Annotated in this window: 16 protein-coding genes and 1 pseudogene; 16 read left to right on the forward strand and 1 reads right to left on the reverse strand. The window is 60.7% G+C overall.

What is annotated here, in order from left to right:
* Genes prsK through G6032_RS12055 form a run of 10 tightly spaced genes read left to right on the forward strand, consistent with a single transcriptional unit; the run spans position 1 to position 14442 of the window.
* Positions 1-2208, forward strand: a complete 2208-nt coding sequence (gene prsK, locus G6032_RS12010) for an XrtA/PEP-CTERM system histidine kinase PrsK (protein ID WP_165282375.1) — start codon at positions 1-3, stop codon at positions 2206-2208.
* On the forward strand, positions 2201-3586 hold the full coding sequence (prsR, locus tag G6032_RS12015; protein WP_165282376.1) for a PEP-CTERM-box response regulator transcription factor: 1386 nt from the start codon (positions 2201-2203) through the stop codon (positions 3584-3586). The genes prsK and prsR overlap by 8 nt, the downstream gene beginning before the upstream one ends.
* Positions 3587-3606: 20 nt before the next feature.
* Positions 3607-5130 (forward strand): exosortase A, encoded by a 1524-nt coding sequence (gene xrtA, locus G6032_RS12020; RefSeq protein ID WP_165282377.1) that lies wholly within the window; start codon positions 3607-3609, stop codon positions 5128-5130.
* 17 nt (positions 5131-5147) lie between these two features.
* Entirely contained in the window at positions 5148-7946 is a 2799-nt protein-coding gene (gene prsT, locus G6032_RS12025; RefSeq protein ID WP_165282378.1) for an XrtA/PEP-CTERM system TPR-repeat protein PrsT, read from the forward strand.
* Between the two features lie 6 nt (positions 7947-7952).
* The gene (locus G6032_RS12030; RefSeq protein WP_165282379.1) at positions 7953-8582 is read left to right on the forward strand and encodes an XrtA/PEP-CTERM system exopolysaccharide export protein; all 630 of its coding nucleotides are present in this window, start codon (positions 7953-7955) and stop codon (positions 8580-8582) included.
* Positions 8583-10133, forward strand: a complete 1551-nt coding sequence (locus G6032_RS12035; RefSeq protein ID WP_165282380.1) for an XrtA system polysaccharide chain length determinant — start codon at positions 8583-8585, stop codon at positions 10131-10133. It begins immediately after the preceding gene.
* A gap of 22 nt (positions 10134-10155) precedes the next feature.
* Positions 10156-11106 carry an XrtA-associated tyrosine autokinase gene (locus tag G6032_RS12040; RefSeq protein WP_165282381.1) on the forward strand — a complete coding sequence of 317 codons (951 nt, stop codon included), beginning with the start codon at positions 10156-10158 and terminating at the stop codon, positions 11104-11106.
* Complete coding sequence (locus tag G6032_RS12045) at positions 11096-12529, forward strand: TIGR03016 family PEP-CTERM system-associated outer membrane protein (protein WP_276611046.1); 1434 nt, start codon at positions 11096-11098, stop codon at positions 12527-12529. Before G6032_RS12040 ends, G6032_RS12045 begins: the two co-directional genes overlap by 11 nt.
* A 27-nt stretch (positions 12530-12556) precedes the next feature.
* The gene (locus G6032_RS12050; protein ID WP_165282383.1) at positions 12557-13423 is read left to right on the forward strand and encodes an XrtA system polysaccharide deacetylase; all 867 of its coding nucleotides are present in this window, start codon (positions 12557-12559) and stop codon (positions 13421-13423) included.
* Positions 13423-14442, forward strand: a complete 1020-nt coding sequence (locus G6032_RS12055; RefSeq protein ID WP_165282384.1) for a FemAB family XrtA/PEP-CTERM system-associated protein — start codon at positions 13423-13425, stop codon at positions 14440-14442. The genes G6032_RS12050 and G6032_RS12055 overlap by 1 nt, the downstream gene beginning before the upstream one ends.
* Positions 14443-14463: 21 nt before the next feature.
* Here the strand turns inward: G6032_RS12055 and G6032_RS12060 are convergent, their stop codons facing one another.
* The gene (locus tag G6032_RS12060) at positions 14464-15771 is read right to left on the reverse strand and encodes a glycosyltransferase (RefSeq protein ID WP_165282385.1); all 1308 of its coding nucleotides are present in this window, start codon (positions 15769-15771) and stop codon (positions 14464-14466) included.
* Between the two features lie 285 nt (positions 15772-16056).
* Between G6032_RS12060 and G6032_RS12065 the strand changes: the two genes are divergently transcribed.
* From G6032_RS12065 to G6032_RS15735, 6 genes and pseudogenes are all read left to right on the forward strand, one after another.
* The gene (locus G6032_RS12065; RefSeq protein ID WP_165282386.1) at positions 16057-16971 is read left to right on the forward strand and encodes a hypothetical protein; all 915 of its coding nucleotides are present in this window, start codon (positions 16057-16059) and stop codon (positions 16969-16971) included.
* A 447-nt stretch (positions 16972-17418) separates the two neighbouring features.
* Positions 17419-18525: a glycosyltransferase family 4 protein gene (locus G6032_RS12070; protein WP_346763816.1), complete on the forward strand. Its 1107-nt coding sequence runs from the start codon at positions 17419-17421 to the stop codon at positions 18523-18525.
* Entirely contained in the window at positions 18526-19941 is a 1416-nt protein-coding gene (locus G6032_RS12075; RefSeq protein WP_165282388.1) for a phenylacetate--CoA ligase family protein, read from the forward strand.
* A gap of 1492 nt (positions 19942-21433) precedes the next feature.
* Positions 21434-22549, forward strand: a complete 1116-nt coding sequence (locus tag G6032_RS12080; RefSeq protein ID WP_165282389.1) for a glycosyltransferase family 4 protein — start codon at positions 21434-21436, stop codon at positions 22547-22549.
* 128 nt (positions 22550-22677) lie between these two features.
* Positions 22678-23901 (forward strand): O-antigen ligase family protein, encoded by a 1224-nt coding sequence (locus tag G6032_RS12085; protein ID WP_165282390.1) that lies wholly within the window; start codon positions 22678-22680, stop codon positions 23899-23901.
* A gap of 141 nt (positions 23902-24042) precedes the next feature.
* Positions 24043-24562: pseudogene (locus G6032_RS15735) on the forward strand (transposase); the annotation flags it as partial.

Below are 24562 nucleotides of genomic sequence, written 5' to 3' on the forward strand. Positions count from 1 at the left end.
ATGACGCTGATCGGAACCCTGGGCTACGGACTAGCCGCCATCGCATTCGCCTTGCTGGCGCTGCTCATGCTCACGAGCTGGCGCGGGCGGCTCCAGGGTGGCCTCCTCGTCGCAGCGTCCGGTATCAGCGCCGCCTGGGCCACCGCCGCGGCGCTCCCCGCGGACACGCCACAGCACTGGCAGCTCATCGGCATCCTCGAAGTCCTCCGCAACACCGCCTGGCTCGTTTTCCTCGCCCGCATCACGCCCGCCGGCCAGGGCGTCGCCGGCCTCCCGCGTCATTTCCTCAGCCTCGCCCCCGCGGGTTTCGTCCTCGTCTACGGCACACTAAAGATGTTCCTGCCGTTCAACACGAACCCCGCACCGCAGGTCATCCACGCTCTAGTCACGACCGGCCTCGTCACTGCCATCGCCGGGCTCGTGCTGCTCGAGCAGTTCTACCGCGCGCTGCGCCTCGAACCACGCAAGACCGTGCTGCCGCTCATTCTCGGCGTCGGCGGCCTCCTGACCTACGACCTGTTCCTCTACTCGCACGGCCTGCTGTTCCGCGGCATCCACACCGAGCTCTGGGCCGCTCGCGGCTACGCCAATTTCCTCGCCGTACCGCTCCTGCTGCTCGCCGCGCGCCGCAACCCGGCCTGGTCGGTCGACGTCTTCATCTCGCGCCATGTCGCCTTCTACACGACCAGCATGGTCGGCATCGGCATCTACCTCGTCGTGATGGCGGTGGCCGGCTATGGCCTCCGCGTTGCAGGCGGAGAGTGGGGCACCGTACTGCAGGCGACCTTCTTCTTCGGCGCCGCGGTGCTGCTCGGCTGGATCGTGTTCTCCCCCGGCGCGCGCGCACGGCTGCGTGTCTTCATCGCGAAACACTTCTACTCGAACAAGTACGATTACCGGGAGGAGTGGCTCAAGCTCACCCGGCGACTCGCAGCCGGTGCGGACACGGGCGAGCCCATGGCCCAGCGCGGCCTCGGCGCCCTGGCCGAACTTGCCGGCGCCGAACGCGCGGCGCTGTGGGTCATCGACAACGACCGTCCGTCCGAGGGGCTGCGCCTCGCGGCGACCAGCGCCATCAGTGCACCAGGCACGGATTTCCCGCAGTCACTCGCAGCGGACGATCCGCTCGTTACATTCCTCGCCGAGCGCCGCTGGACCATCAACCTCGCGGAGGCAATTCGCGACCCGGACTCGCACCCCGGCCTCTACGTTCCCGGCTGGGCCGAGGCGCTGGGCCCGCAGGCGCTGGTCGTGCCGCTGCTCAACCAGGATACGCTCTGGGGTATCGCGTTTCTCGCCGCACCGCGGGCCGTCGGCCACCTGAGCTACGAGGACATCGACCTGTTCCGCATCGCCGGCATGCAGGTCGCCGCCGTACTGGCCCAGGCCGAGGCGGATCGCCTGCTCGCCGAGAGCCGGCAGTTCGACGCCTACAACCGCTTCGCCGCATTCATCATGCATGACCTGAAGAACGTCATCGCACAGCAGTCCCTGGTGGTGCGCAATGCAGCCAAGTACCGAGACGACCCGGAATTCATCGACGACGCGCTGGATACCGTGGCAAATTCCGTGGAGCGCATGCAGCGACTACTTGAACAACTCAAGCGCGGCCGCGGGACCACGCAGGTGGAAAGAGTGGACGTGCGCCGCCTGATACTCGAGACCGTGAACCGGCACACAGACCGCACGCCGGTGCCCACGGTAAGCTGCCAGGACACACACTTGCGGCTGCGCGTCGATCGGGAGCGCTTCGCGGCCGTGCTCGGACACCTCGTGACCAATGCCCAGGATGCCACGCCTGCGGATGGCATCGTGACCATCCAGGCAGGGATGCAGGACGGCCAGCTCGTCGTGGCGGTCGAGGACGATGGCAGCGGCATGGAGGAGGCGTTCCTGCGTGAGCGCTTTTTCCGGCCTTTCGATTCCACGAAGGGCAGCAAGGGCATGGGCATCGGCGCCTACCAGGCGCGCCAGTTCGTCGAGGCCGTGGGCGGCGAGGTGCGCGTGCAGAGCGCGCCGGGCGAAGGGACACGTTTCGAGATGCGCTTCCCCGAACGCCTGGTCGAGGCGGGCACCGGGCAGACAGGGGAGTTCCTGGCGCCTACCTTTGGGGGTCAGGGGACGCAAACAGACGACGCAAGGATGCGAAAGGGTGACAGCACTGAAAGAACGGAAGGCGAAGGAAAAGGGGATCGGAATCTTGGCTGACGAAGCCCGCAAGCTGCTCATCGTCGAGGACGACCGCGGGCTGCAAAAGCAGCTCAAGTGGTGTTTCGACGGCTACGACGTGGTCTTTGCAGAAGACCGCGAGAGTGCGCTGGGCGAGCTGCGTCGCCATGAGCCGGCCGTGGTGCTCCAGGACCTCGGCCTGCCGCCGGACCCCGAGGGTGTGAGCGAGGGCTTCAAGACCCTGCAGGAAATACTCAAGAGCCGTCCCGCCACCAAGGTCATCGTCGTCACCGGTAACGAGACGCGTGACAATGCCCTGAAGGCGGTCGGCTTCGGCGCCTACGACTTCTACCAGAAGCCCGTCGACGTGGACGTCCTGCAATTGCTGGTCAATCGCGCCTTCACGCTCTTCGAACTGGAAGCGGAGAACCGCCGCCTGGCGCATGAAGAAGCGCGCTCGCCGCTGGCCGGCGTGATCGCCGTCAGTTCGCAGATGCAGGAGCTGTGCCGCAAGGTCGAGAAAGTCGCGGCTGTGGATGTGACGACGCTGCTGCTGGGCGAGTCCGGCACCGGCAAGGAACTGTTCGCCAAGGCGCTGCATGGTCTCAGCCCGCGTGCCGAGCACCGCTTCATCGCCATCAACTGCGCCGCCATTCCGGAGAACCTGCTCGAGAGCGAGCTGTTCGGCTACGAGAAGGGCGCCTACACCGGCGCGCACAAGCAGACGATCGGCAAGATCGAGCTGGCCGACAAGGGCACGCTGCTGCTGGACGAGATCGGCGACATGCCGCCGGCGTTGCAGGCGAAGCTGCTGCGCTTCCTGCAGGAACGCACGGTGGAACGCATCGGCGGGCGCAAGGAAATTCCCGTGGACGTGCGCGTGGTATGCGCCACGAACCAGGACCTGCAACAGCTGATCTCCGAGGGAGGCTTTCGCGAGGACCTCTATTACCGCATCAGCGAAGTGACGCTGAAGATCCCGCCGCTGCGCGAGCGTGCCGGGTGTCGGGTCGTCCTCGCGCGCCATTTCCTCCACGTGCATGCGAAAGCCATGAACAAGAGCCTGCGCGGGCTGTCCGATGATGCTGTCGATGCCGTGCAGCGGCATGCGTGGCCGGGCAACGTGCGCGAACTCGAGAACCGCATCAAGGGCGCCGTGGCCATCAGCGACGGTCCCATGGTTTCCGCCGAAGACCTTGGCCTCGACGGTGAAGGGATGCAGCGCAATCTCCCCACGTTGCGGGAGGTGCGCGAAGACGCCGAGCGCCGCGCGATGGTCGACGCACTGGCCGCTGCCGATGGCAACGTCAGCCGTGCCGCAAAATTGCTCGGCGTATCGCGCCCGACGGTGTACGACATGCTGCAGCGCCTGGAGATCACGGTACCTGCAACCAGTGGCGAGGCGGAGATCGGATGAGCGCTGCAGGGACACCGGGCATGTTCGACGCGGATCAGGCTGGCGCGAATCGCACCCGCGCCCCCGCGACCCGGCGCGACGCCGCGATCGGCGCACCATCGGCGTTGCGCTGGCCGCTGTTCCTGCTGTCGATCCTGCTCGTCGGCGCGCTCTACTGGCCGACGCTTGCGAAGCTCCTGGGGCGCTGGATCTCAGACCCAACCTATTCACACGGCTTCCTGGTCGCGGCCTTGGGCGCGTGGATGACCTGGCGCGCATGGCGGCGCGGCGAGCTGGAGGGCACGCGTCCCTCCTGGCTCGGGCTGCTGCCCATCGCCGGCGCGGGCCTGGCCTGGTTGCTCGCCAGTGCCGCCAGCATCCAGGTCGTGCAACAGCTCACGCTCCCGGCGCTGGTGCTGGGTGCGGCGTGGGCACTGTTCGGCTGGCGTGGCTTCCTCGTCTTCGCCGTGCCCATCGGTGTGGTCTACTTTGTGCTCCCGGCTTGGGATTATGCCAGTCCGCTATTACAGGGCCTTACCGTGGTTGCGGTGAGTGAATTCCTGCACTCGGTCGGCGTGCCGGCCTTCATCCACGGCCACCGCGTGGACCTGCCCAACGGCAGCTTCGAAGTGGTCGAGGGTTGCAGCGGCCTGCATTTCTTCATGGCCGCCGCAGCGCTGGCGACCATCCAGTCCTATCTCTACATCGGGGCCCACTGGGCGCGCGCGACCCTGGTGTTCGCCGCGCTGGTGGTGGCGATCGTCGCCAACTGGATACGTGTCGCGGCGGTGATCGTCGCCGGCTATGCCACCGACATGCAGCACTTCCTCGTTACGACCGACCACTATTATTTCGGCTGGGTGGTGTTCGCGATCATGATGCTGCCGGTGCTGTATCTCGGCCGTCGCCTTGAACTGGCGGCGCCCCCGGCGCCCGCGCCGGCGCCGGGCCCGGCGCTTTCTTTCGCCTGGACGCCGCCAGGGCGCGCGCCGGTGGTGCTGGCGTTCATCGCGCTGGCGCTGCCGGCCCTGGCCTGGACGGCGCTCGAGCGGTTCGCCGCGGTGGCGCCTGCACCCGAGCTGCCCGCAGCGGCAGGCGGCTGGCGCCTGGAGGGCGAGGCGTCCCCGGACTGGCGGCCCGTGCAGCCCGGCGCCGAGTCGCTCACAGGCGGGTCCTACAGCGACGGTCGGCACACGGTGGACGCCTGGGTGGCGTACTACCCGCGCCAGAGCGGCGGGCGCGAACTGGTTGGCTACGGCAACGCCAAGGCACGTCCAGACGACGGGCGCCTCGCCGCGCAGTCGCCGGGCGAGTTGCGGCTGTCCCGCGGTGCGCGCGGCGACCGGCTGATATGGTATCGCTACGAAATCGGCGGCCGCGTCACGACCTCGGCCGGGCGCGCCAAGCTGTACCAGCTCGCCGGCACGCTGGGGCGACGTCCTTCGGCCTATGGGTTGTTCGTCTCGACGCGTTGCGCCGCGGCGGATTGCAGCGATGCCCGTGCGACGCTGCAGGCATTCACGACGGCATTCGGTGGTGACCTGCCGGGGCTGGAAGAACAATGACAGAGGAGAGGCTGAAGATGACACGTCCCACCCTTCGCAGGAGCGCATGGGTCGTTCTGCCGGTCGCGTTCATGCTCGCAGCCTGTGGTGCGCGCCTCAGCGACGAGGAGCGCATCGCCTCCGCGCGCGACGCCATGGCGGGGGGGGATCCGGCTGCGGCCGCCATCCACCTGCGTAACGTCCTGCAGGCTGATCCCAGCAACGTCGATGCGCGGGTGCTGCTCGCCGAGGCCGCCTTCGCGATCGGGGATTACGACAGCGCAGCGAAAGAATACCTGCGCGCCATCGATCTCGGCGCGGACGTCAACGACTTCCGCGCGCCGCTGGTGGAGTCGCTGGTGCGGGCCGGTGGAACGGAAGAGGCGCTGCGTTACAGCGAGCCGGGTGACGGCGATGTGGCGCCGGAGGCGGCGTACTGGCGCGCCATGGCGCTGATGGCTGGCGGAAACATCGCTGAGGCGACCGAACTGTTGCGTTCGCTCCGGGCCGTCCCCGAGCTCGCGGGCCTGGCCCAGGTCGGGCTGGCACGGATCGCGCTGGCTGAAGGACGCCCGGACGATGCGCTCACGCTCCTCGACGAAGTCGCGGGGGAACTGGCGGGCGACGCGGATTACTGGGAGACCCGTGCCCTCGCGGCCCTGCAGTCAGGCCAGCCCGAGGATGCCGTGACGGCCTTCCGCAAGGGGGCGGAGGTCGTGGTCGATCCGCGCGGCACACGGCAGTTCATGTTTCGCGCCGGCGAGGCCGAGGCGCTGTTGTCGGCCGGGCAGCTCGACGAGGCGCGTGTCGTCGCTTCCGGCCTGTTGCAGGATGCCGAAAGCCATCCGGTCGCCAATTACCTGATGTCGCGCGTCGAGCTGCAGTCGGGCGATGGAGACCAGGCCCTGGCCTATGCCCAGGCCGTGCTCGCGGCGCAGCCCGAGTCACCGATCGGGCACCTGATGGCGGGTGCCGCGAGCCTCACGCTCGGCCAGACTGTGCAGGCCGAACGGCATCTCGAACGCGCCATCGCTTCCGATCCGGGCAACCTGGCGGCGCGCAAGCTGCTGGCGCAGACCCGTCTCGGGCTGCAGTCGCCGGAGCGTGCGCTGGAGGCCCTGGGCCCCGTGCTGGGCGGATCGGGCGTGGATGCGGGCGTGGCGACCCTCGCGGGGATGGCGAGCGTGCAGGCGGGCGACGCCGATGCCGCGGTCGAGATATTCCGCCGGCGCCTCGCCGACGATCCGGAGAACGACGAGACCCGCGTGATGCTGGCGGTCAGCCTGATGTCCGCGGGACGCACCGAGGAGGCGCTGGCGGAGCTGGGCCGGATCGAGGCGGGCGAGGGCGTCGTGCGCCAGCGTGCGGACCTGATCGGTATCGCCGCGCACCTGCAGGGCGGCGACCTGCCGGCGGCACGTGAATTGGCTGCACAGGTCGCCGCAGCCGCTCCGGACAATGCCGCGCTGTTCGGCACGCTCGGGGCCGTGTTCCAGAGTGGCGGGCAGCTGGACGAGGCGGCCGCGTGGTTCGAGGAAGCGCTGCAGCTCGCCCCGGACAATGCAGCCGCAGCCTTCAACCTGGGGCGGATCCGTGCGCAACAGGGGCAGCTCGATGCTGCTGTCGCCCAGTTCGAGAGCATCCTGGCGGCCCAGCCCGGCAACGCCGCGGCGCTCGGCGCCCTCGCGCAGATCGACTGGGCCCAGGACCGGCGCGAACAGGCCATCGCGAAACTCGAGCGGGCCCGCGCTGCCGACGCCGCGGACGCCAGCTCGCGTTTCATTCTCGCCCAGTACCTGGTGGCCTTGGGGCGCGCCGGGGAGGCGGTGGCGGTGGCCCGCGAGGCGGCGGAGATCTCGCCGAATGCAGCCCCGGTCGTCAATGCGCTCGGCGCGACGCTGATGGAAACAGGACAGGCTCGCGAGGCACTGCCCCACTTCGAGCGCGCGCGGGAGATCAACCCGCTGGAGGCGCGCTACCTGTTCAACGCCGCGCGTGCCCATGCCGCGCTGGGCGAACTCGATGCGGGCCGTGAACAGCTCGTGAACGCGCTGGCCCTTGAGCCGGACAACACGGTGATGCTCGCCACGCTTGTGGATCTCGAGCGGCGTGCGGGGCGGCTGGATGCGGCCGCCCGGGCGGTGGAGCGGCTGGAGCGCGCGGCGCCGGCCGGCGATGCGCGTGTCGCCATGCTGCGTGGCGAGGTGCTCCTGGCCCAGGGACGTTATGCCGAGGCCGAGCAGTCGCTGGCCACGGCCCGGACCCAGGGCGCCGGCGCGCGGGCAGTGGTGGGGATTTACCAGGCACGCCGCCTCGGCGGACTGCCCGAGCCGGCGGCGCCGCTGCTGGCCTGGCTCGAGGATGCCCCGGATAACGCAGGGATCCGCGCGCTGCTGGCCGACCATTACCTGGCGCAGGCTGACTTCCCGGCGGCCATAGGCGAATACGAGCGGCTCGTGGAAAAGGCACCGGAGAACCCCTTGTTTCTCAACAACCTGGCGTGGCTGTACGGCGAGGCCGGCGATCCGCGCGGCGTCGAGCTGGCGCGCCGCGCGCATGCGGCGGCGCCCGAAGATCCCATGGTCGCCGACACGCTCGGCTGGCTGCTGCACCAGCAGGGTGACAATGCCGCGGCGCTGCCGCTCATGGCGCAGGCCGCGGCCGGCGCGCCCGAGGCGGGTGATGTGCGTTACCGCTATGCCGAGGTGCTCGCGGCGACGGGTGACGAGGACGGTGCCGCCCGCGAGGCGCGCGCGGTGCTCGCGGATACCGGCGCTGCCAATTACCATGAGCCGGCGCAGAAACTGTTGGATCGCCTCGGGCGGGGCGGGGAGTAGCGAACGATGAGAATGATGCTTTTGAAGACTGGGCTGGCGATGCTGGTCGTGACGGCGCTGGCGGTCCTGGCGGGTTGCGGCACCAGTGGGCGGGCGCCCGAACTGCCCGATTCGGCCCTGCCGGCCGCGGAGACCGACTACATCATCGCGCCGGGCGCCGTGCTGAACGTGTTCGTCTGGCAGCACCCGGATCTCTCGACCACGGTGCCGGTGCGCCCCGATGGCAAGATCTCCACCCCGCTGATCGAGGACATGGTGGCCGCCGGCAAGACGCCCACGCAGCTCGCGCGCGACATGGAGGAGGTGCTGGCGCGCTTCATCCGCCAGCCGACGGTCAACGTCATCATGCAGACCGCCGCACCAAGCTTCCAGCAGCAGGTGCGCGTGGTCGGCCAGGCGGCCAATGCCCAGGCGCTGCCCTACAGCGACGGTATGACGCTGCTCGACGTAATGATCCAGGTCGGCGGGCTCGGCGAGTTCGCCGCGGGGAACCGCGCCAAGCTGGTGCGGCGCACCACCGACGGCCCGGTCGAGATCAACGTGCGACTCGACGATCTCCTCAATGCCGGCGACATGCGCCAGAACGTGGTCATCCAGCCAGGCGACGTCATCATCATACCGGAGGCGCGTTTCTAGATGGATCAGCTCCTCAGGCAGATTCTGACCGAGCTGCGCGGCGCCTGGCGATTCCGCTGGCTGGCCATGGCCGTCACGTGGCTGGTGGCGCTCGGCGGGATCGTGGTCGTGCTCGCCATGCCGGACGAGTACGAGGCGCGGGCGCAGGTGTTCGTGGATACCAGTGATCCGCTCGCGGCCACGACGCGCGGCGGCGACGACGCCGACGCCAAGGTGGCCTACGTCCGCCGCATGCTGCTGTCCACGCCCAACCTCGAACTGGTGGCGCGCCAGACTGACCTCGACCTGCGGGCGCCCACGCCGCAGGCCTTCCAGGCGTTGGTGGCCAAGCTGCAGGAGGAGATCGTGGTGCAGCCGACCGGGGGGCGCGGCTTCGACGCCAACGTTTACAACATCGTCTACCAGGACAAGGACCGCCGCGTGGCAGAGCGGGTGGTACAGGTGCTGCTCAACAGCTTCCAGGAACAGTCGCTGGAGGGGGATCTGCGCGACGACCTGCAGGCACTCGCGTTCCTCGACAACCAGATGGCAGAGTACCGCCGGCGGCTCGAGGAAGCCGAGAACCGCGTCGCCGATTTCCGGCGCCGCAACGCGGGGATGATCGGGGGCGAAGGGGGCTTCTTCTCGCGGCTGGAGGGTTTCCAGGAGGAACTGAGGCAAGTGCGGGCCGACTTACGGGTAGCGCTTGAGAAGCGTGCCGCGCTCGCCAGCCAGTTTGCCGCTTCCGAGCAGGCTGGCACACAGGACGAGTCTGGCGCAACGAGCCTGGCAGAACTGCAGAACCAGGTGCTGCAAACCGAGAAGCAGCTTGACGAGCTGAGGCTGATCTACACGGACGAGCACCCCTCGGTGATCTCCGCCCGTGAGACGCTTGCGGCATTGCAGGGTCGGCTTGAGCGGCGCCGTGACGAGCTCGGTCCGCTGCTCGGCGCCGGCGGGGCCGGCGGCGCGGTCGTCGAGAACGTGCGTATCGCACTCAGCCAGGTCGAGATCGATATCACCGAGCTGCGCGGGCGCGAACGCAACCTGGAACAGCGCATCAACGAGTTGCAGGAACGGGTGGACATCGCGCCGCAGCTCGAAGCCGAACTGGCTGGCCTTAACCGAGATCACGCCGTGCTGCGCAACCAGTACGAGAGCCTGCTACAGCGGCGGGAACTGTTGAATTTCGACATCGACCGCAAGCGCCAGGGTCGCCAGCTCGAGTTCCGCATTATCGAGCCGCCGCTGGCGCCGCAATTGCCGGTGGCGCCCGATCGCTTCCGGTTGATACTTATGGTGTTGGCGGCCTCACTCGCCGCAGGCGGCGGTCTTGCCTTCATGTTGCACCAGCTCAAGCCGGTGTTCGTCGGCGGCGACTCCGTGTACCAGCAGCTCGGTATCCCGGTACTAGGGACCGTCTCAATGGCGTGGACGGCGCGCGCGACCTGGAAACGTCGCAGTGCGGAAGTGGTGTTCGCCGTAGGGTTGCTGGCGCTGCTGGCGGTGTTCGGCGTCGTCTTCATGGCGCTGCCCGCGATGACGTCACTGGCCCAGCGGATGCTGGCTTGAACCGGGCGCAGGGAGAATACGCGTGAGTTTCGTCGAAAAGGCACTGAACCGGCTCAAGCAACAGGAACGCGAGATGGCCCCGCTGGGCGAGTATCGCGCGGCGCCGGGCGAGGCAGGCGGCCCCGCGGATGGCGCTGGCGGCGAGGGTCTCGAGGCCGGCGCCGACGCAGTTCCGGGCCGCGAACCGGGTATCCCGCGTCGCGGCCACAAGCTGGTGGCGGTGGACCGCGCGAGGCTGCGCGAGGAAGGTTTCCTGGCGCCGGAGAAGTACCAGCGCCAGATGGCGGACGAATACCGGCGCATCAAACGGCCCCTGATCTCCAACGCCTTCGGCATCGGCGTGCCGCGCATCGAGGACGGCAACGTCATCCTCGTGACCAGTGCACTGGCCGGCGAGGGCAAGACCCACACCTGTCTCAACCTGGCGCTCAGCCTGTCCACGGAGCGCGACCGGACGATCCTGCTGGTGGACGGTGACGTGCCGAAGCCGCACATCAGCCGGCTGTTCGGGGTCGCCGACCAGCCGGGGCTGCTGGATGTGCTCGGCGAGAACCCGCCCAAGCTCGACGACCTGCTGATCCGCACGGATATCCCACGACTGTCCATCCTCCCCGCGGGGCAATGGCGCAACGACGCCACCGAACTGCTGTCGAGCGAACGCATGCGGGCGTTGTGCCGGGAACTCAGCACGCGGTATCCCGACCGGATCGTGCTGTTCGACTCCTCGCCGTTGCTGGCCGCGACCGAAGCCCAGGCGATCGCCGCGCTGGCGGGACAGGTGGTGGTCGTGATTGCCGAAAACATCACCTCGCGGGATCACGTGGCGTCGGCCTTGTCGCTGCTCGACGAACACAAGCCGATCAACGCCATCCTGAACAAGAGTCGCCAAGTGAGCGGCGGATACCACTACGGAGGGTACGGCTATGGGTATGGCGCTGACACCGACGCGGAGCAAGAGTCCGATGCACGTTGAGCTACCCCCAGAATGGTGGACACGCCGTGCGCGGGAGAGTTGCTGGGCGGTAATCATTGGGCTCTGCTGGCCGCTGGGGGCCGGAGCGGCCCAGTGGGACTTCATGCCCCGCGTGTCGCTTGCCGAGACCTGGACAGACAATGTCTCGCTCGCCGCGGACGGTCTCGAGGATTCCGAGTGGATCACCGAGCTCACCCCCGGTTTCTCACTCACGGGTGAGGGTGCGCGGGTGAAGCTGACTCTCGACTACGACCTCCAGGCTCTTTGGTTCGCTGACAACAGCGACTTCAACGACACCTTCCACCAGGCCAGCGGCACTGGCAATTTCGTGCTCGCCCCCGAGAGCTTGTTCCTGGATGCATTTGTTCGCCTCGACCAGCAGAACATCGACACCAGCGGCCGGGTGGGCTTCAGCAACCTGTTCCAGACGAACAACCGCACCGACGCGCTGGTGTTCGGGGCGAGCCCGTATCACACGGGACGCTACGGCGACTGGGCTGAGAGCCTGCTGCGCTTCGACTACCGTGGTGTGCGTTACGCCAACACAGACGCGACCACGATCAACATCGAGGACTCCGACACCCAGACGATCTCCGGGTGGTTCGGTAGCCCGGCGAACGCCCGAGGATTAAGCTGGCGCACTTATGCCAGCCAGTCGACCACCGATTTCGAGCAGGCGCAGGATTTCCGCTTCGATCGTGTTGGCCTGGAACTCGGCGTGCCTGTAGGGTTGCGCACCCGCCTGACGGCCACAGGTGGCGTCGAATCGGACGTCACTGAGGATTCTTCCAAGGGCGGCCTTGACGCTTCGTTCTGGTCGGCCGGACTGGAATGGAATCCCGACGAGCTGCAGAGCCTCAGACTCAGCGTCGGTGAGCGTTACTTCGGGACCTCTTATGGGGCCAGCTACTCGCGACGGGGTTCACGTGGCAGCGTCGAGCTGAGCTATTCGGAGGATCCAACCACTTCCAGCGGGCTGTTGGGGAATGACAGCGTCTTCCAGCCGGGCCAACGTCCCGGCGGCAGCGCAACCCTCGATACCCGTGTTTTCCTTAGCAAGCGCTTCGCCGCCACGGCGCGCTACGAGTTGGTCCGCTCCGTAATCACCGCCCGGATCTATTCCGACCGGCGCACCTACGAGGACGGCGCCGGGGACTCACAAGACGTGGCGGGCGCCACGCTGGGCTTTGATTGGGACATTGCGCCACGCACCATGGTTGGGCTAAGTGCTGATTTCGAGCAGCGGGATTTCGACGGTGCACAAGGCCAAGACGATTATCTCGACCTGAGCCTGCGTGTTGTGCGCGAGATCACTCGGACGTTCTCGGGCACCTTCCGTCTCGCCCACTTCAAGCGCGATTCGGAAGTGCGCGAGGAGTACAGCGCCAACCTTGCGACGCTGTCATTGGATGCCCGTTTCTAGCGCCATATCGGGCGTGGAGCAGTAGTTATGAGCCGCACTATCGTCAACGCGATGTCAGTTGACGTGGAGGACTACTTCCATGTCGCCGCCCTGTCAGAGGCGATTGCCCGGGACGACTGGGAGAGCATGAACAGCCGCGTGGACGCCAGCACGCGCCGTCTGCTGGACGTGTTTGACGCCGCCGATACGAAGGCCACATTCTTCACCCTGGGCTGGGTGGCCGAGCGCCACCCCGAGCTGGTGCGGGAAATCGAGCGCCGCGGACACGAAGTGGCCTGCCATGGCTATTCACACCAGCTGGTTTACCAGCAGACGCCAGCCGAGTTTCGCGAGGAGACACTTCGCTCGAAACAGCTCCTGGAGGACATCACGGGGGCAGCGGTGATCGGCTACCGCGCGGCGAGTTACTCCATCACTGCGAAGTCACGCTGGGCGCTGGACATCCTAGTGGAGGCCGGGTTTGCCTACGACTCCAGCATCTTTCCGGTGCGCCACGACCTGTACGGCATGCCCGGCGCACAGCGCTTTCCGCATGTCCTCGAGACCGACGCCGGAGCAAGCATTGTCGAGTTCCCGCCGAGCACTGCGCGGGTCCTGGGCCAGAATGTGCCCGCGGCTGGCGGTGGCTACTTTCGTCTCTATCCGTATTCGCTGAGCCGTTGGCTGATCCGGCGGATCAACCAGGATGAGCGCCAGCCAACGGTGTTCTACCTTCATCCCTGGGAGGTCGATCCAGACCAGCCCCGTGTCAATGCAAGCTGGCGCTCCCGGTTTCGGCATTACAACAACCTCGACAGGTGTGAGGAACGGCTGCGGCGGTTGCTGAATGATTTCGAAATGACCACCTGCATCCAGGTGCTCAAAGCGCAGAGCATGATTCCGGCCACGGATTGATGAGTATACGGTTACGACCTCATTGCCCTGCAGATGACGCGGCGTGGGACGCGTTTGTCGCTGCCCACCCGAAGGGCACTCTCTACCATGCACGAGGGTTTCATGATGCCGTCCAGGAGGCCTTCGGCGCACCGTCTCACGGGCTTATTGCCGAAAACGAGTGTGGCGATATAGTCGGCCTTATGCCGCTTATTCGTCAGCGTAGCCGGCTGTTTGGTGATCGCCTAGTGTCCTTGCCTTACGCCAACCATGGCGGACCGCTGGCTGAGGACCCATCAGTTGCATTGGAGCTGTTCAATGCTGCCGGTGCTTTGCAGCAGGAACTCGGTTGCCAGCAGGTGGAGGTGCGTGACCTCGAGTCGAGGGAGCTGCACTGGCACGTCCATACCGACAAAGTGCTTATGACCCTGGCGCTTCCGGAGACACCGGAATTGTTAGGGAACGCGTTGGGCGCAAAGATGCGCTCGCAATGCCGAAGGGCTTTAAAGGAAGGCGCCGAGGTGGTGCACGGCGGTGTGGAGCTGGTTCCCGAGTTCTACAGGGTCTTCGCTACCAACATGCGAGACCTGGGTACGCCGGTGTACCCACGCCGCTGGTTCAACGTGCTGGCAAGCCACCTTGGTGATGCGATTCACCTCGTTGTAGTTCGGCTGCGCGGCGAGCCCGTGGCCGGGGCTGTCCTGGTCCAGTGGAAGAATACCCTGGAGATTCCCTGGGCTTCATCGCATAGGGATTTCAATCGGTTCGCGGTAAACATGTTGCTGTATCGATCAGCGCTCGACTTCGCTATCCGCACTGGCTGCCGTGATTTTGATTTCGGGCGCTCCACTCGGGGTTCCGGGCCACACAAGTTCAAGCGGCAGTGGGGTGCGGAAGAGTCGGCGATCTACTGGCGGATGCATCCACGTAGTGCGGGCGCCGGTCGTACGAGCGACCTCGTCAGAGCAATCTGGAAGAGGTTGCCGCTACCACTGGCGAACAGCATTGGACCGCTGCTTTCGCCAAGCCTTCCCTGGTGATCGGTCGCGCGGTCCCGAGCTTTAGAAGTCTCCTTCGTTGCACAACACTCTGTCCAGGATTGAGGCGAACTGGCTAACCGTTTCCTGTTCGGAGAACAAAAGAGGCGGGGGTGGGAGAAAAGAGTTCTCCTGCACACGCAATGCTGTTTCCATTAACGCGTCTGCAATGGCTTTTGGTGATTCATCGGCAGCGACAACCCCAAGGTTAAATTCAAGAATCATCTCCGACGCAGCGCCTTTCCCTACAACCCCGAGAATATTCCGCCTACGTGCCATGTACTCGAAAAATTTGGCAGGAACCGCGAAGGACGAGTACCGCTCGGGCTGAAGCAACAGCAAGACCTCCGATTCGCGCTGCAACTTTGTCGCCATGTCGCGGGTCAATAGCCCGAGTGATCTAACCTGCGACTCGACGTTTTCCTTTCGTGCTAATTGAACGGCTAAATCCGGATCGGGCCCTGCAACGGTCAACAGGAATTGTGTAAGTCCACGACTCTTCAGTAAGGCTATCGCACGGATGACTTTGGCCAGCTGTGTGTCTCGCCCGTAAGCTAGAGAACCCGTATAGGAGATTCGAATTGTCTCCTCAGCGTTCTTGGGCGCGGATGTCGCCGACTCCGAGTCAACTTCGCCGAACGCGTTTGGGATCGCAGAAAAGTGGGACGCTGGGAGTTGCGGAAACGCTGCGCGCGTCTCTGTCAACATGGCCGGGGTGTTGAGAATGACGTGATGGCTGCTCGTGATTGCCTCGCGTCTGAGATCGCTTATCCACATGTCGCGACGTCGAGTGGGGGATGCGAAGTGCCAGGCCTTCGGGGTCGCATCGCCCGTCTCCCACATATCCCGAAGATCGAGGACACACGGTATGCCTAACTTTCGTGCCGCTCGAAGGAACGGCACCGCTGGTGGATTCGGAGGTGAATTGACGACTATCAAGTCGACGTGCCGATTCGCCAGTGTGTCCGTGAGTTGGTTGGTTGCGGAGATAGCCCAATTCCAGGACCAGTCCGAGGTCCAAAGAAAGTGCTCGATGTAGGCGCGAAGTTTCCACCACGCCGTCTTCGTGACTCCTTGGCTCCAGCTTGGTGGGTCCTTCGGGTCCCTGCCGAAGACATAGGGTGTCGGTACCCTAATGATAGCTGATTCGGATTGTTGGGGGCTTCCGGTCCAGTGATTTCTTTTGGCGCGAGGGGCATTCGGTGCACCACAGATCACGTCTACCGTATACCCGAAGTCGGGAAGAAGTCGCGCCAAGCGCTCCGGGCGTTGGGCGCCGACTTCGGGAGATGGGGGAAAGTGATACGATGCGAGTAGAATGCGTCTGGTCATATGCTCAGCGGCCGGTTTCGAGACGAATACATCGACACTCAAGAAAATGAAGGAGTCATCGCTGCCGTTTCGTTAACACAATTCTTCGAGATCGAGAAACTGTGAATCATGCCCAGATTAATGAACTCATGAGGGATTATCATGCATAGTATTGTTGCACTTAACATAATTTTTGGGTCTGGGATGACATTGGAGCCGATCGCGAGGTTGCGGTCCGAGATTTTCTTGTCCTTGGGATTCTATCTGACTCGCCGTCTACAGTACTCGTTTTGGAGGGCCTGAGCCATGTTATTTGATCGCAGTTTGCTAAGCAGGGTTGGTCTGAACGGGCTTCCCATGGCAGTCGTTGGCTTAGCGGTTGCGCTTGCAGCACCTGCAGCATTTTCTCAGGATAGCCTTTATATCGATCTTGATGGGTGGCGCTCAACAGGCTGTATACCCGAGGACAAAGACCTTTGCGATGGCCACTATTTCTGGAAGCGCGAAAGCGTCGCGAATGGGAAGATAATGGCTGACAATTTCGCCGAATGCCTCGGTGGGAGGAGGTGTATAAGGGCGATTTATGACGGAATCGAGACTGCCAGGTCACTAAAGCCCCTTTCGGGGAACTGGATTGCGCATCCCAAGAACTCAGCTATTTCTTTTCTCTACAAAATGGGAGCCGATCACCAAGCCGGGATCCCTTACGAATACAAAGCCGCACGTTGGATGTACAAAGACGGCTTAGGTGCTGCAACTGCGGTAATAAACTACAATGGAGTCACGTTGGCTGGGACCCCAGTGGAAGTAGGCGCCGACTACAGTGACACATATTGCTCACTGAAACTCGATATGTACGAGCATATCGGTCGGTGGCTGCGCTTCAAAATGTGGACCCGGCTGAATACTGGAAGTCTCTCCGATGGTTCTTGTGGCATCGAGGTGTTCGACCACGAGACCGGTGAATTGCTTGCGGAGAGGGTTAAGTCAGGATTGAGATTCGCGTCAAACATCGAATACCAACGCTTCGCTTGGGTGTTTTCGAACGTATCAAACGCGGTCGGCCCTTGCACTGGATGGCCGCCGTGCGGGGGCGAGTCGACGCGCACGGTTTTCTTGCAGAATATCTGTGTGGGTTCAACCCCGCAGGAACTCGATGATAGTTGTGTCCCGGATGCCTTGCCGGCACCGAAGCCGCCCGATGAGATTCAGGTTCAATAGACTTTATTAGTCTTTGAACTATCCCTACTTAGTGGGAAGGCGTGTTGCGATCTGACTTCAGAGTCTCAAGTCCAAGTCAGGGTAAGTCTCGTATTGGCTTTCATCGAACTGCCAGATCTTCGGATTGCTTTACCACCAGGCTGTTGTATGAGTGGGGTCGTATATAATTGTTTCTGGTTATGGTCGGTACCATTTGGTCGGTCGGACTTCGATTTGCGCGAGCGGCCATGTTCGCGCCCGAGTTTTAAGCGGGTTCGCGACAAGAATCTTGATTATTCTCTATGCTGGAACCCAAAGTAACGGTATGCCCCCACAGTTGTCTGGCGAAGTAGATCGATGAGGGTTCTGTGGCTTTCGCACCATCTGCCATGGCCTCCGAAAGGGGGGCTCTCTCAGAGGTCTTACTATCTCATGCGGCAGATCGGGTTACGGCACGAGATGCGGGTGGTGGCTTTCCAACAGGCTGCTCATCAATCAACATCAGAAGAGAAAGAGGCAGCGGTTGAGGCTTTGAGCGAGTTCGGCACGTTCGACGCTGTGCATCCCCTTCCTCAGGACGTCATGAAAGGCGGGCAGTACCGCTTGGCATTGCGTTCGTTGTTGCCTGGAATCCCGTACACAATCAGATGGGGACGCTCATCGGCATTCGGGGCGTCGGTCCGCAATAGTGTCTCTACTTTCCGGCCGGAACTCATTCATTTCGACACTATTAGCCTGGCGCCCTATTGGCAATTGGCCGGCAGGGTCCCGAAAATTCTCAATCACCACAATATCGAATCGCAAATGCTCAAGCGCCGGGCTATGCAGGAGAGTAACTTGGCGAAGCGAGCCTATTTTCGCCAGGAGGCTTTCCGGCTGCAGCAGTATGAGCGCAAAGTGGCGGATAGCTTTGCTGCGCACCTAACCTGTTCAGAACTGGATGCAGAACGCCTGGAGGAAGTCGCGGGACCATTGAATATTCGCATTGTCCCAAATGGAGTTGACCTAGATTATTTCCAACCGAATGGCAATGCGCAGATGAGGCCTAATAGTCTGGTATTCGTTGGTGGTCTCTCGTGGTATCCGAATGCCAGCGCCGTGCGTGGTTTTCTTCAGGAAGTTTGGCCAGTCCTCACCGCAGCGCGTCCCGATGTCCGACTGACGGTTGTAGGTGCAGGTGTTCCCCCCGACATGAGGCGTTTCTCAGAATCGGATAACCGCGTGAAGTTCCCAGGTTTCGTCGATGACATACGGCCTATCGTGCAAGAGTCACAAGCCTATATCTGCCCGATTAGGGATGGTGGCGGCACCAAGCTCAAAATGCTGGATGCAATGGCTATGGGGAAAGCGATCGTCGCACATCCCGTGGCCTGCGAGGGACTCAGCCTAACTAATGAGCTCAACGTTCTCCATGCGACCTCTGCCGGATCCTTTGTTTCGCAAATTTGCCGTGTGTTTGATAGCGATTCACTACGCGCGAAACTTCAAGAAAATGCGCGTGCTCATGTCGAGCGCCATTTTTGTTTTAACTCAATAGGCGATGCTCTTGCCGACTATTACACCGGTTTTTTGTAAGTGGCTGTGATTAATAGCAATATCTCCAAGCGGATATACGACCGCTCACCGGTGTTTGTGCAGAATCTGGCGGTATCTCTATACGGATATCATCTCCGGAGGCGTGAGTTCGGTCCTGACTTCGAACGATTCCTCGAGGAATTCGAGGCCCAACAGTGGCTTTCTGCCACGGATTTAGAGGTCCTTCAGGTTGAACGCCTTAGGTTTATTATTAAACACGCATGGAATCAAGTACCGTGGTACCGCCAGCTATTTGAAAATCGTGGACTAAATCCTAACTCGATTGGGACCTTGGACGACCTTCAGAAGTTGCCGTTCACAACCTCACAAGACATTCTCGATAATAATTCGTTGATGGTTTCTAAAGCCGCTACTCGCGCTGACTTAATTGTAGGTCATACGAGCGGAACGACCGGGAAGGCTAGAAATATATTCTACGACCGCCAAGTTTGTGTACTAAAGAATGTCGTTGAGTGGCGCATGCGTAGAACTGCTGGTATCTCGCTGGGGGACCCGGTTGCCCATATGGTGGGGCGACAGATAGTGCCAATTGATCAGGGACGGCCGCCATTCTGGCGCTTTAACCGGGCACTGAATAGTATTTATCTCTCAAACTTCCACTTCACCAAAGAGTGGCAGGGCGCGTACATTAACGCCATTCGCGACTTTGGGACGGTAGCGTTTGACGGATATCCCGCAACCTTATCGATGCTGGCGCGGGCAATGGACGAGCTTGGACAGACCGTGCCTCTTAGGGCGGCATTTGTGTCGTCAGAGGTTCTTTTGCCTTGGCAACGTGATTCCATTGCAAGTGCGTTCCAGTGTCCCGTTTTCGATTACTACGGCATGGCAGAGAGAGCAGTATTCGCCACGGAGTGCGAATTCCATAGCGGACTTCACGTCAATAGCGATTTTGGACACGTCGAGCTCCTGGACAAGGAGGATTCACCAGTTCCGCCAGGGGTCCCCGGTCGTATCGTTGTGACTGGTTGGTATAACACAACGATGCCGTTCATACGATACAAAACGAACGATTGGGCTACTTGGGCTACTACTCCCTGTCCATGTGGTCGAGGGTTTCCTCTGCTGAAATCGGTCGAAGGCCGACTAGAGGACATGTTAGCAACCAGCGACGGGAGATTCCTAGAAGCGTCCTTTGCTTATCCCATATTCGAGGCAGTTCAGGCCAAATTGCTTCAATCCCAAATCTATCAGGACGCTTCAAAAGCAATCGTGCTACGTGTTGTACCGCATGCTGAATTTGGCGACGACGACGCTCGTTGGCTAGTCAGAGAAATCAAGCGATACGTCGGCCATTTAACGCCAGTAAACGTGGAATTTCACGATCAGATTTCGTGCTCGCAGTCCGGAAAGTTTCGTTGGGTCATCTCGGATGCTTCGCCAAACGATAGTTAATCCTGACGTCGCCCCGCTTTTCGAGGTCGGTTTAGAATTGGATTAGAATCGTTCAGCAGGTCCTTCAACGGAAGACGAGGATGTCAAGAAGTCGCGATCTAAGGGAGAGGAGATCACCTACGCGCGGCGCTAGGTGGAGAGCGGCATGCCGGGGGCGGATTTGAACCAGCATTTGGGTGTCGTTGGAGCGAACTTCTACGTTCGGAATAAAGTACGGCAAGCTCGTCCTGACGGACCTGCCGGCTTTGCGGTAACTCCGTGAGTAGAACGCCAGAGTCATGACGTTGGTGGGGACCTGAGGCTGGATGACCGTATCCTTGGCCAGGAGGTTCGAAGAAGGCTCTGAAGCCCGCGAAGCGTCGTGGACTGGTTAGATCAAGGAGCGATTTCAGGTTAGTACTAGCAAACCCTGCGGCCTGGCCCATTTTTTCCGCGCCGCCTCTTGCAGCAAGAGCAAAGCAAAGCGTCGGTCGGCGCAGCCGTTGCAGAACTCGGAGATCTCGTGGCGCGGCGGCGGTTCGGTTACCGACGGGTTCATATCATGCTCCGTCGAGTGGGGTGGCCGGTGAACATGAAGCGGGTTGGTCATTTTAGTCGGCTTGAAGGTTTATAGCTACGCATGCGCGTCCGGCGTCGCAAGCATATGTGCCTTCATTATGATCCAGCGCCGGCGGCGGCGGGGCGTGGTGCGCGTTAGAGTATGAACCTAGTCCATGATCAACCGCTCGATGGGCGGCCATTCCGGGTACTCAGGGTCGTTGATCAGTTAATCCGCGTGGGTCTGTTGATTGAGGTGGGACTCTCGATGTCTGGCCAGACGGCAGCTCCTGCTCAGGAGAATTGCTCGGAAGACGGGCCCCGTACTGACCTCGCTGACCGACCATTATGGCGCCGAATTTACGTTGAAGGCACCCAAGGAATGGGCATGGCAATGTGCCATTAAATTCGGATCTAGGCCGCCGGGAACGCCGACAGATAACGGTCACATAGAGGTGGTCAACCGACGACCGCGCTAAGATTGCCTGAATGTGAATCCGTTCCTGGCTATCGATTATGCGAAGGCGAAAATCGACGCGTCGCGGGTTAGCTATAGGCGCCATCGGCTGAATCGCTCACTCAGATATGTGACACTGGCAGAGTTAACCCAAATCCTTCAGACAAACGAGGCACTGGAGGCGCCAGAATTCCAGTTCCAAGCTGCTTCAGACGGGATCAGCGGGACAGAGCCCATTGCGGATGATCCGCTATTCGCTAACGCATCGGGAGTTATGTCTGATCCGGGAGACTTTCGGCTTGCTCCAAGCTCGCCAGTTATTGCGGTAGGACGTGGAGGCGTTGATATGGGGCAAATATTGATCTGGTTGGGCGAGGTGCGTGCTAAACGTGGAGGGAGTACTATAAGCCTCTGCGCGATCTGAAGTTTTAGAGACTTCAGTTAACTGAAGCGAGATAAGACTATACTTAGAGCTTCCATTAGATTTACAAATCATAAATGAACGCAAAAAGAATACTATTCATCAATCCGGGACCTGTCTTTCGCGTCAAAGACTCGGAATTCGTGAAACATTTCATACATCTTTCCGAGTATTTTTGTGGCGATATTTATACGACAACATCGTCATCTGAAGATTTTCGAGTGGGGAACTTCCGCTTCTTATCAATTTCGAATAACGGAAAGCCTGTTCCGTTTCTGAAGTTCCGTAAGTTTTGTCTTGATAACGTTAAACGAGATGCCGGTAACCCATTCGATTTGATATCGACATATGACCCCCTTAAAACAGGATTAATTGGGGCGGAAATCGCGAAGACTATTGGAACGAGGCTGGCAATTGAAGTGAATGGTGTGTATACCGCTCCAGGCGAGTGGTTGGATGATCGTTATTATCCGATGAATCAAATTAAGAAAAGGGTTTATCCGCTCCTAATGCGTTACACCTTGGGTAGAGCGGATGGGGTCAGGCTTCTTTATAAGGAACAGATCGATCCTTTTAAATCGATCTTGGCGGATAAAATGATTGTCGATTTCAGAAGGTATGTAGATAGCCGTGTTTTTGTGCCGATCAGTGAGAAGAGGGAAGTGCTTTTCGCTGGCTTCCCTTTCAAGCGTAAAGGGGTGGATGTCCTTATCGCTGCGTTTAAAAAAGTGTCACCCAAGTACCCCGACTGGACTTTGAAAATCTTGGGTTGGTTTAAGGATGGAGACGCTCTTAAAAAGGCAATAGATAACCACCCACGCATTTATCACCATCCTCCTGTCCACGCTAACGAAATGCCGCAGCATATAGGGAACTGTGGCATCTTCGTCCTGCCCTCTCGTTCGGAAGCTATGGGAAGGGTTCTCTTGGAGGCTATGGCAGCGGGAAAGCCCCGAATTGGTTCCCGGGTAGATGGAATACCGACGGTTATTGATGATCGAGTTGATGGGCTGCTTTGCGAACCCGGCAATGTTGATGATCTAAAAGAGAAACTGGATCTCCTTATGGGTGATGAGACTCTACGTAAAGAACTTGGAGCTGCTGGCCGACAAAGGGCTCTAACTGAATTTACACACGAAAAGTATATGAAGAATGTTAGGGAGTTCTATACCTCCGTGTTGGTTCGCGCGTAAGCATGATGGGTGAGCAACACAGATGAAGAAAATCTGGCCCTTAGACAGCGAAGAATTCGGAAGGCACCTGATAGATTTAATTAGGCCTTCTTGTCTCCCTAGGAATCGCGTCCGAGATTGATCCTGTAATGAAGCATCGTCGGTCCGCTTTGACTAGGTCTGCAGCTCTGACCAGCTCTCGCGGTAAGGTGTATTTCTTTCTGTTGTTATTTTATTTGGCGTTGGAATATACCAAGTTCCAGGATGTTCTTGGTCTTGAGGCGTTGAGGCTCGGGTTGTTCAGTGTTTTACTATTGCTCGTCTCAACTTTTTTCAATGTAAATATAACAAAGATAAATAATAATCAAATTCTTCTGATCGGTTTATTCTGCTTATACTTAGTCGTATTTGTGCCGTTCGCGCGAAATAATTATTTCGCGTTTCATACGGCTAAGGGGATGCTCATCTATTTACCGGTCATTTATAGTATCGTCCATCTTATCAATGATGAAAAATCTTTAAATAGACTCATTTTATTCTTCGTGCTTGTAAGCGTCTATCTGTCAGTTTACGTCTTGACTAATCGTGGTTATGGGCCCGCCGGCACCGTAAGGGATGCTAACGATGTTGCCCTGGCCTTGGTGTTCTTGACTTCTTTCAGCCTCTTTCTATTCCGGACAGCAAATAGCAATAAGTATAAGTGGGTATATTTACTGGTCACGATACTTGTGATAGCGGCGATAGCGTATACAAGATCCAGAGGTGGGTTCTTGGGTCTCTCTGCCGTGTTAGGGGTTTATGTTCTGTTCAGCCACCATAAGCTTAAAGCCATATTGATGGCGCTGGTTATCGTATCTGTGTTTACCTATACGGCAGACGACGATTTCTTGGGGGAAATTTCCTCCATTACCGACACTTCAGAGTCTACAGCTTCTTCTCGGCTTCTCACCTGGAAAGATGCGACGAAAATGTTTCTTGATAACCCTTTGGGGGTCGGCCCTGGAAATTTTCCAATTCGTTTCGACGAGTATCAGTCGGAAGAGCATGCAAGGGGTAATATGTGGGGTCGTTCCGCTCATTCTTTATGGTTTACGCTGCTTCCGGAAACAGGGATTCTGGGAACGGCTATTTTTGCTCTTATCATTATGAGAAACTTTTCCGACATACGGTTGCTGGGGCAAGAGAGCGATTGGCATAGCAAGAGGGAGAGTTCCTATTTTTATAATTTAAGGATATGCCTCTTGGCTTCTTTTTGCGGACTTCTTGTTAGTGGAACATTCATATCGGTTCTGTACTATCAACATTTCTGGCTTTTTAGCGCAATTGTTGTAGCGTCCAGGAATATTTACTTGAATCGTAAGCTCGCCCTTTAAGGAGGCCGTTTACGGTTTCCCGGTGTGCGGAACCGGGCTTCATTGCGCGTCAGATCGTTCCGTAAGCTCCCCGTAAGCTCCCCACTCTCGTGGACAGGTAAAAAGTAGAGCTTTCTGGCATCTTTGTGCCAGGAGGTTCTGATGAGGAAATCACGATTCACGGAGACGCAGATCGTCTCGATCCTGAAGTCGGCGGACGCCGGGATGCGGATCAGCGAGCTTTGCCGCAAGCACGGAATTTCGGAGGCCACGTACTACAAGTGGAAATCGAAGTACGGCGGCATGGAAGCCTCGGACCTGAAACGGGTCAAAGAGCTCGAAGCCGAGAACGCGAGGCTCAAACGCATGTATGCAGACTTGGCGCTCGAGAACACAGCGATGAAGGATCTGATCTCAAAAAAACTGTAGGGCCGGCTGCGAAACGCGACGCCGCGCGGTATCTGGTCGAGGAGCACGATCTCCCGGTGACTCGATCATGCCGCTGCGTGGGACTGTCGCGGTCGGCCTTCTACCGGGTTCCGGATGACTGGACGGTTCGGGATGCACAGGTGATCGGCGCGTTGGCGACCCTGGTGGAGGGCCGTCCGAGCCGGGGGTTCTGGAAGTGCCGGAAGATCCTCCGGCGCCAGGGCCGGCCGTGGAACCACAAGCGGATCTATCG

The sequence above is a fragment of the Wenzhouxiangella sp. XN24 genome (genome assembly GCF_011064545.1).
Taxonomy (GTDB): Bacteria; Pseudomonadota; Gammaproteobacteria; order Steroidobacterales; family XN24; genus XN24.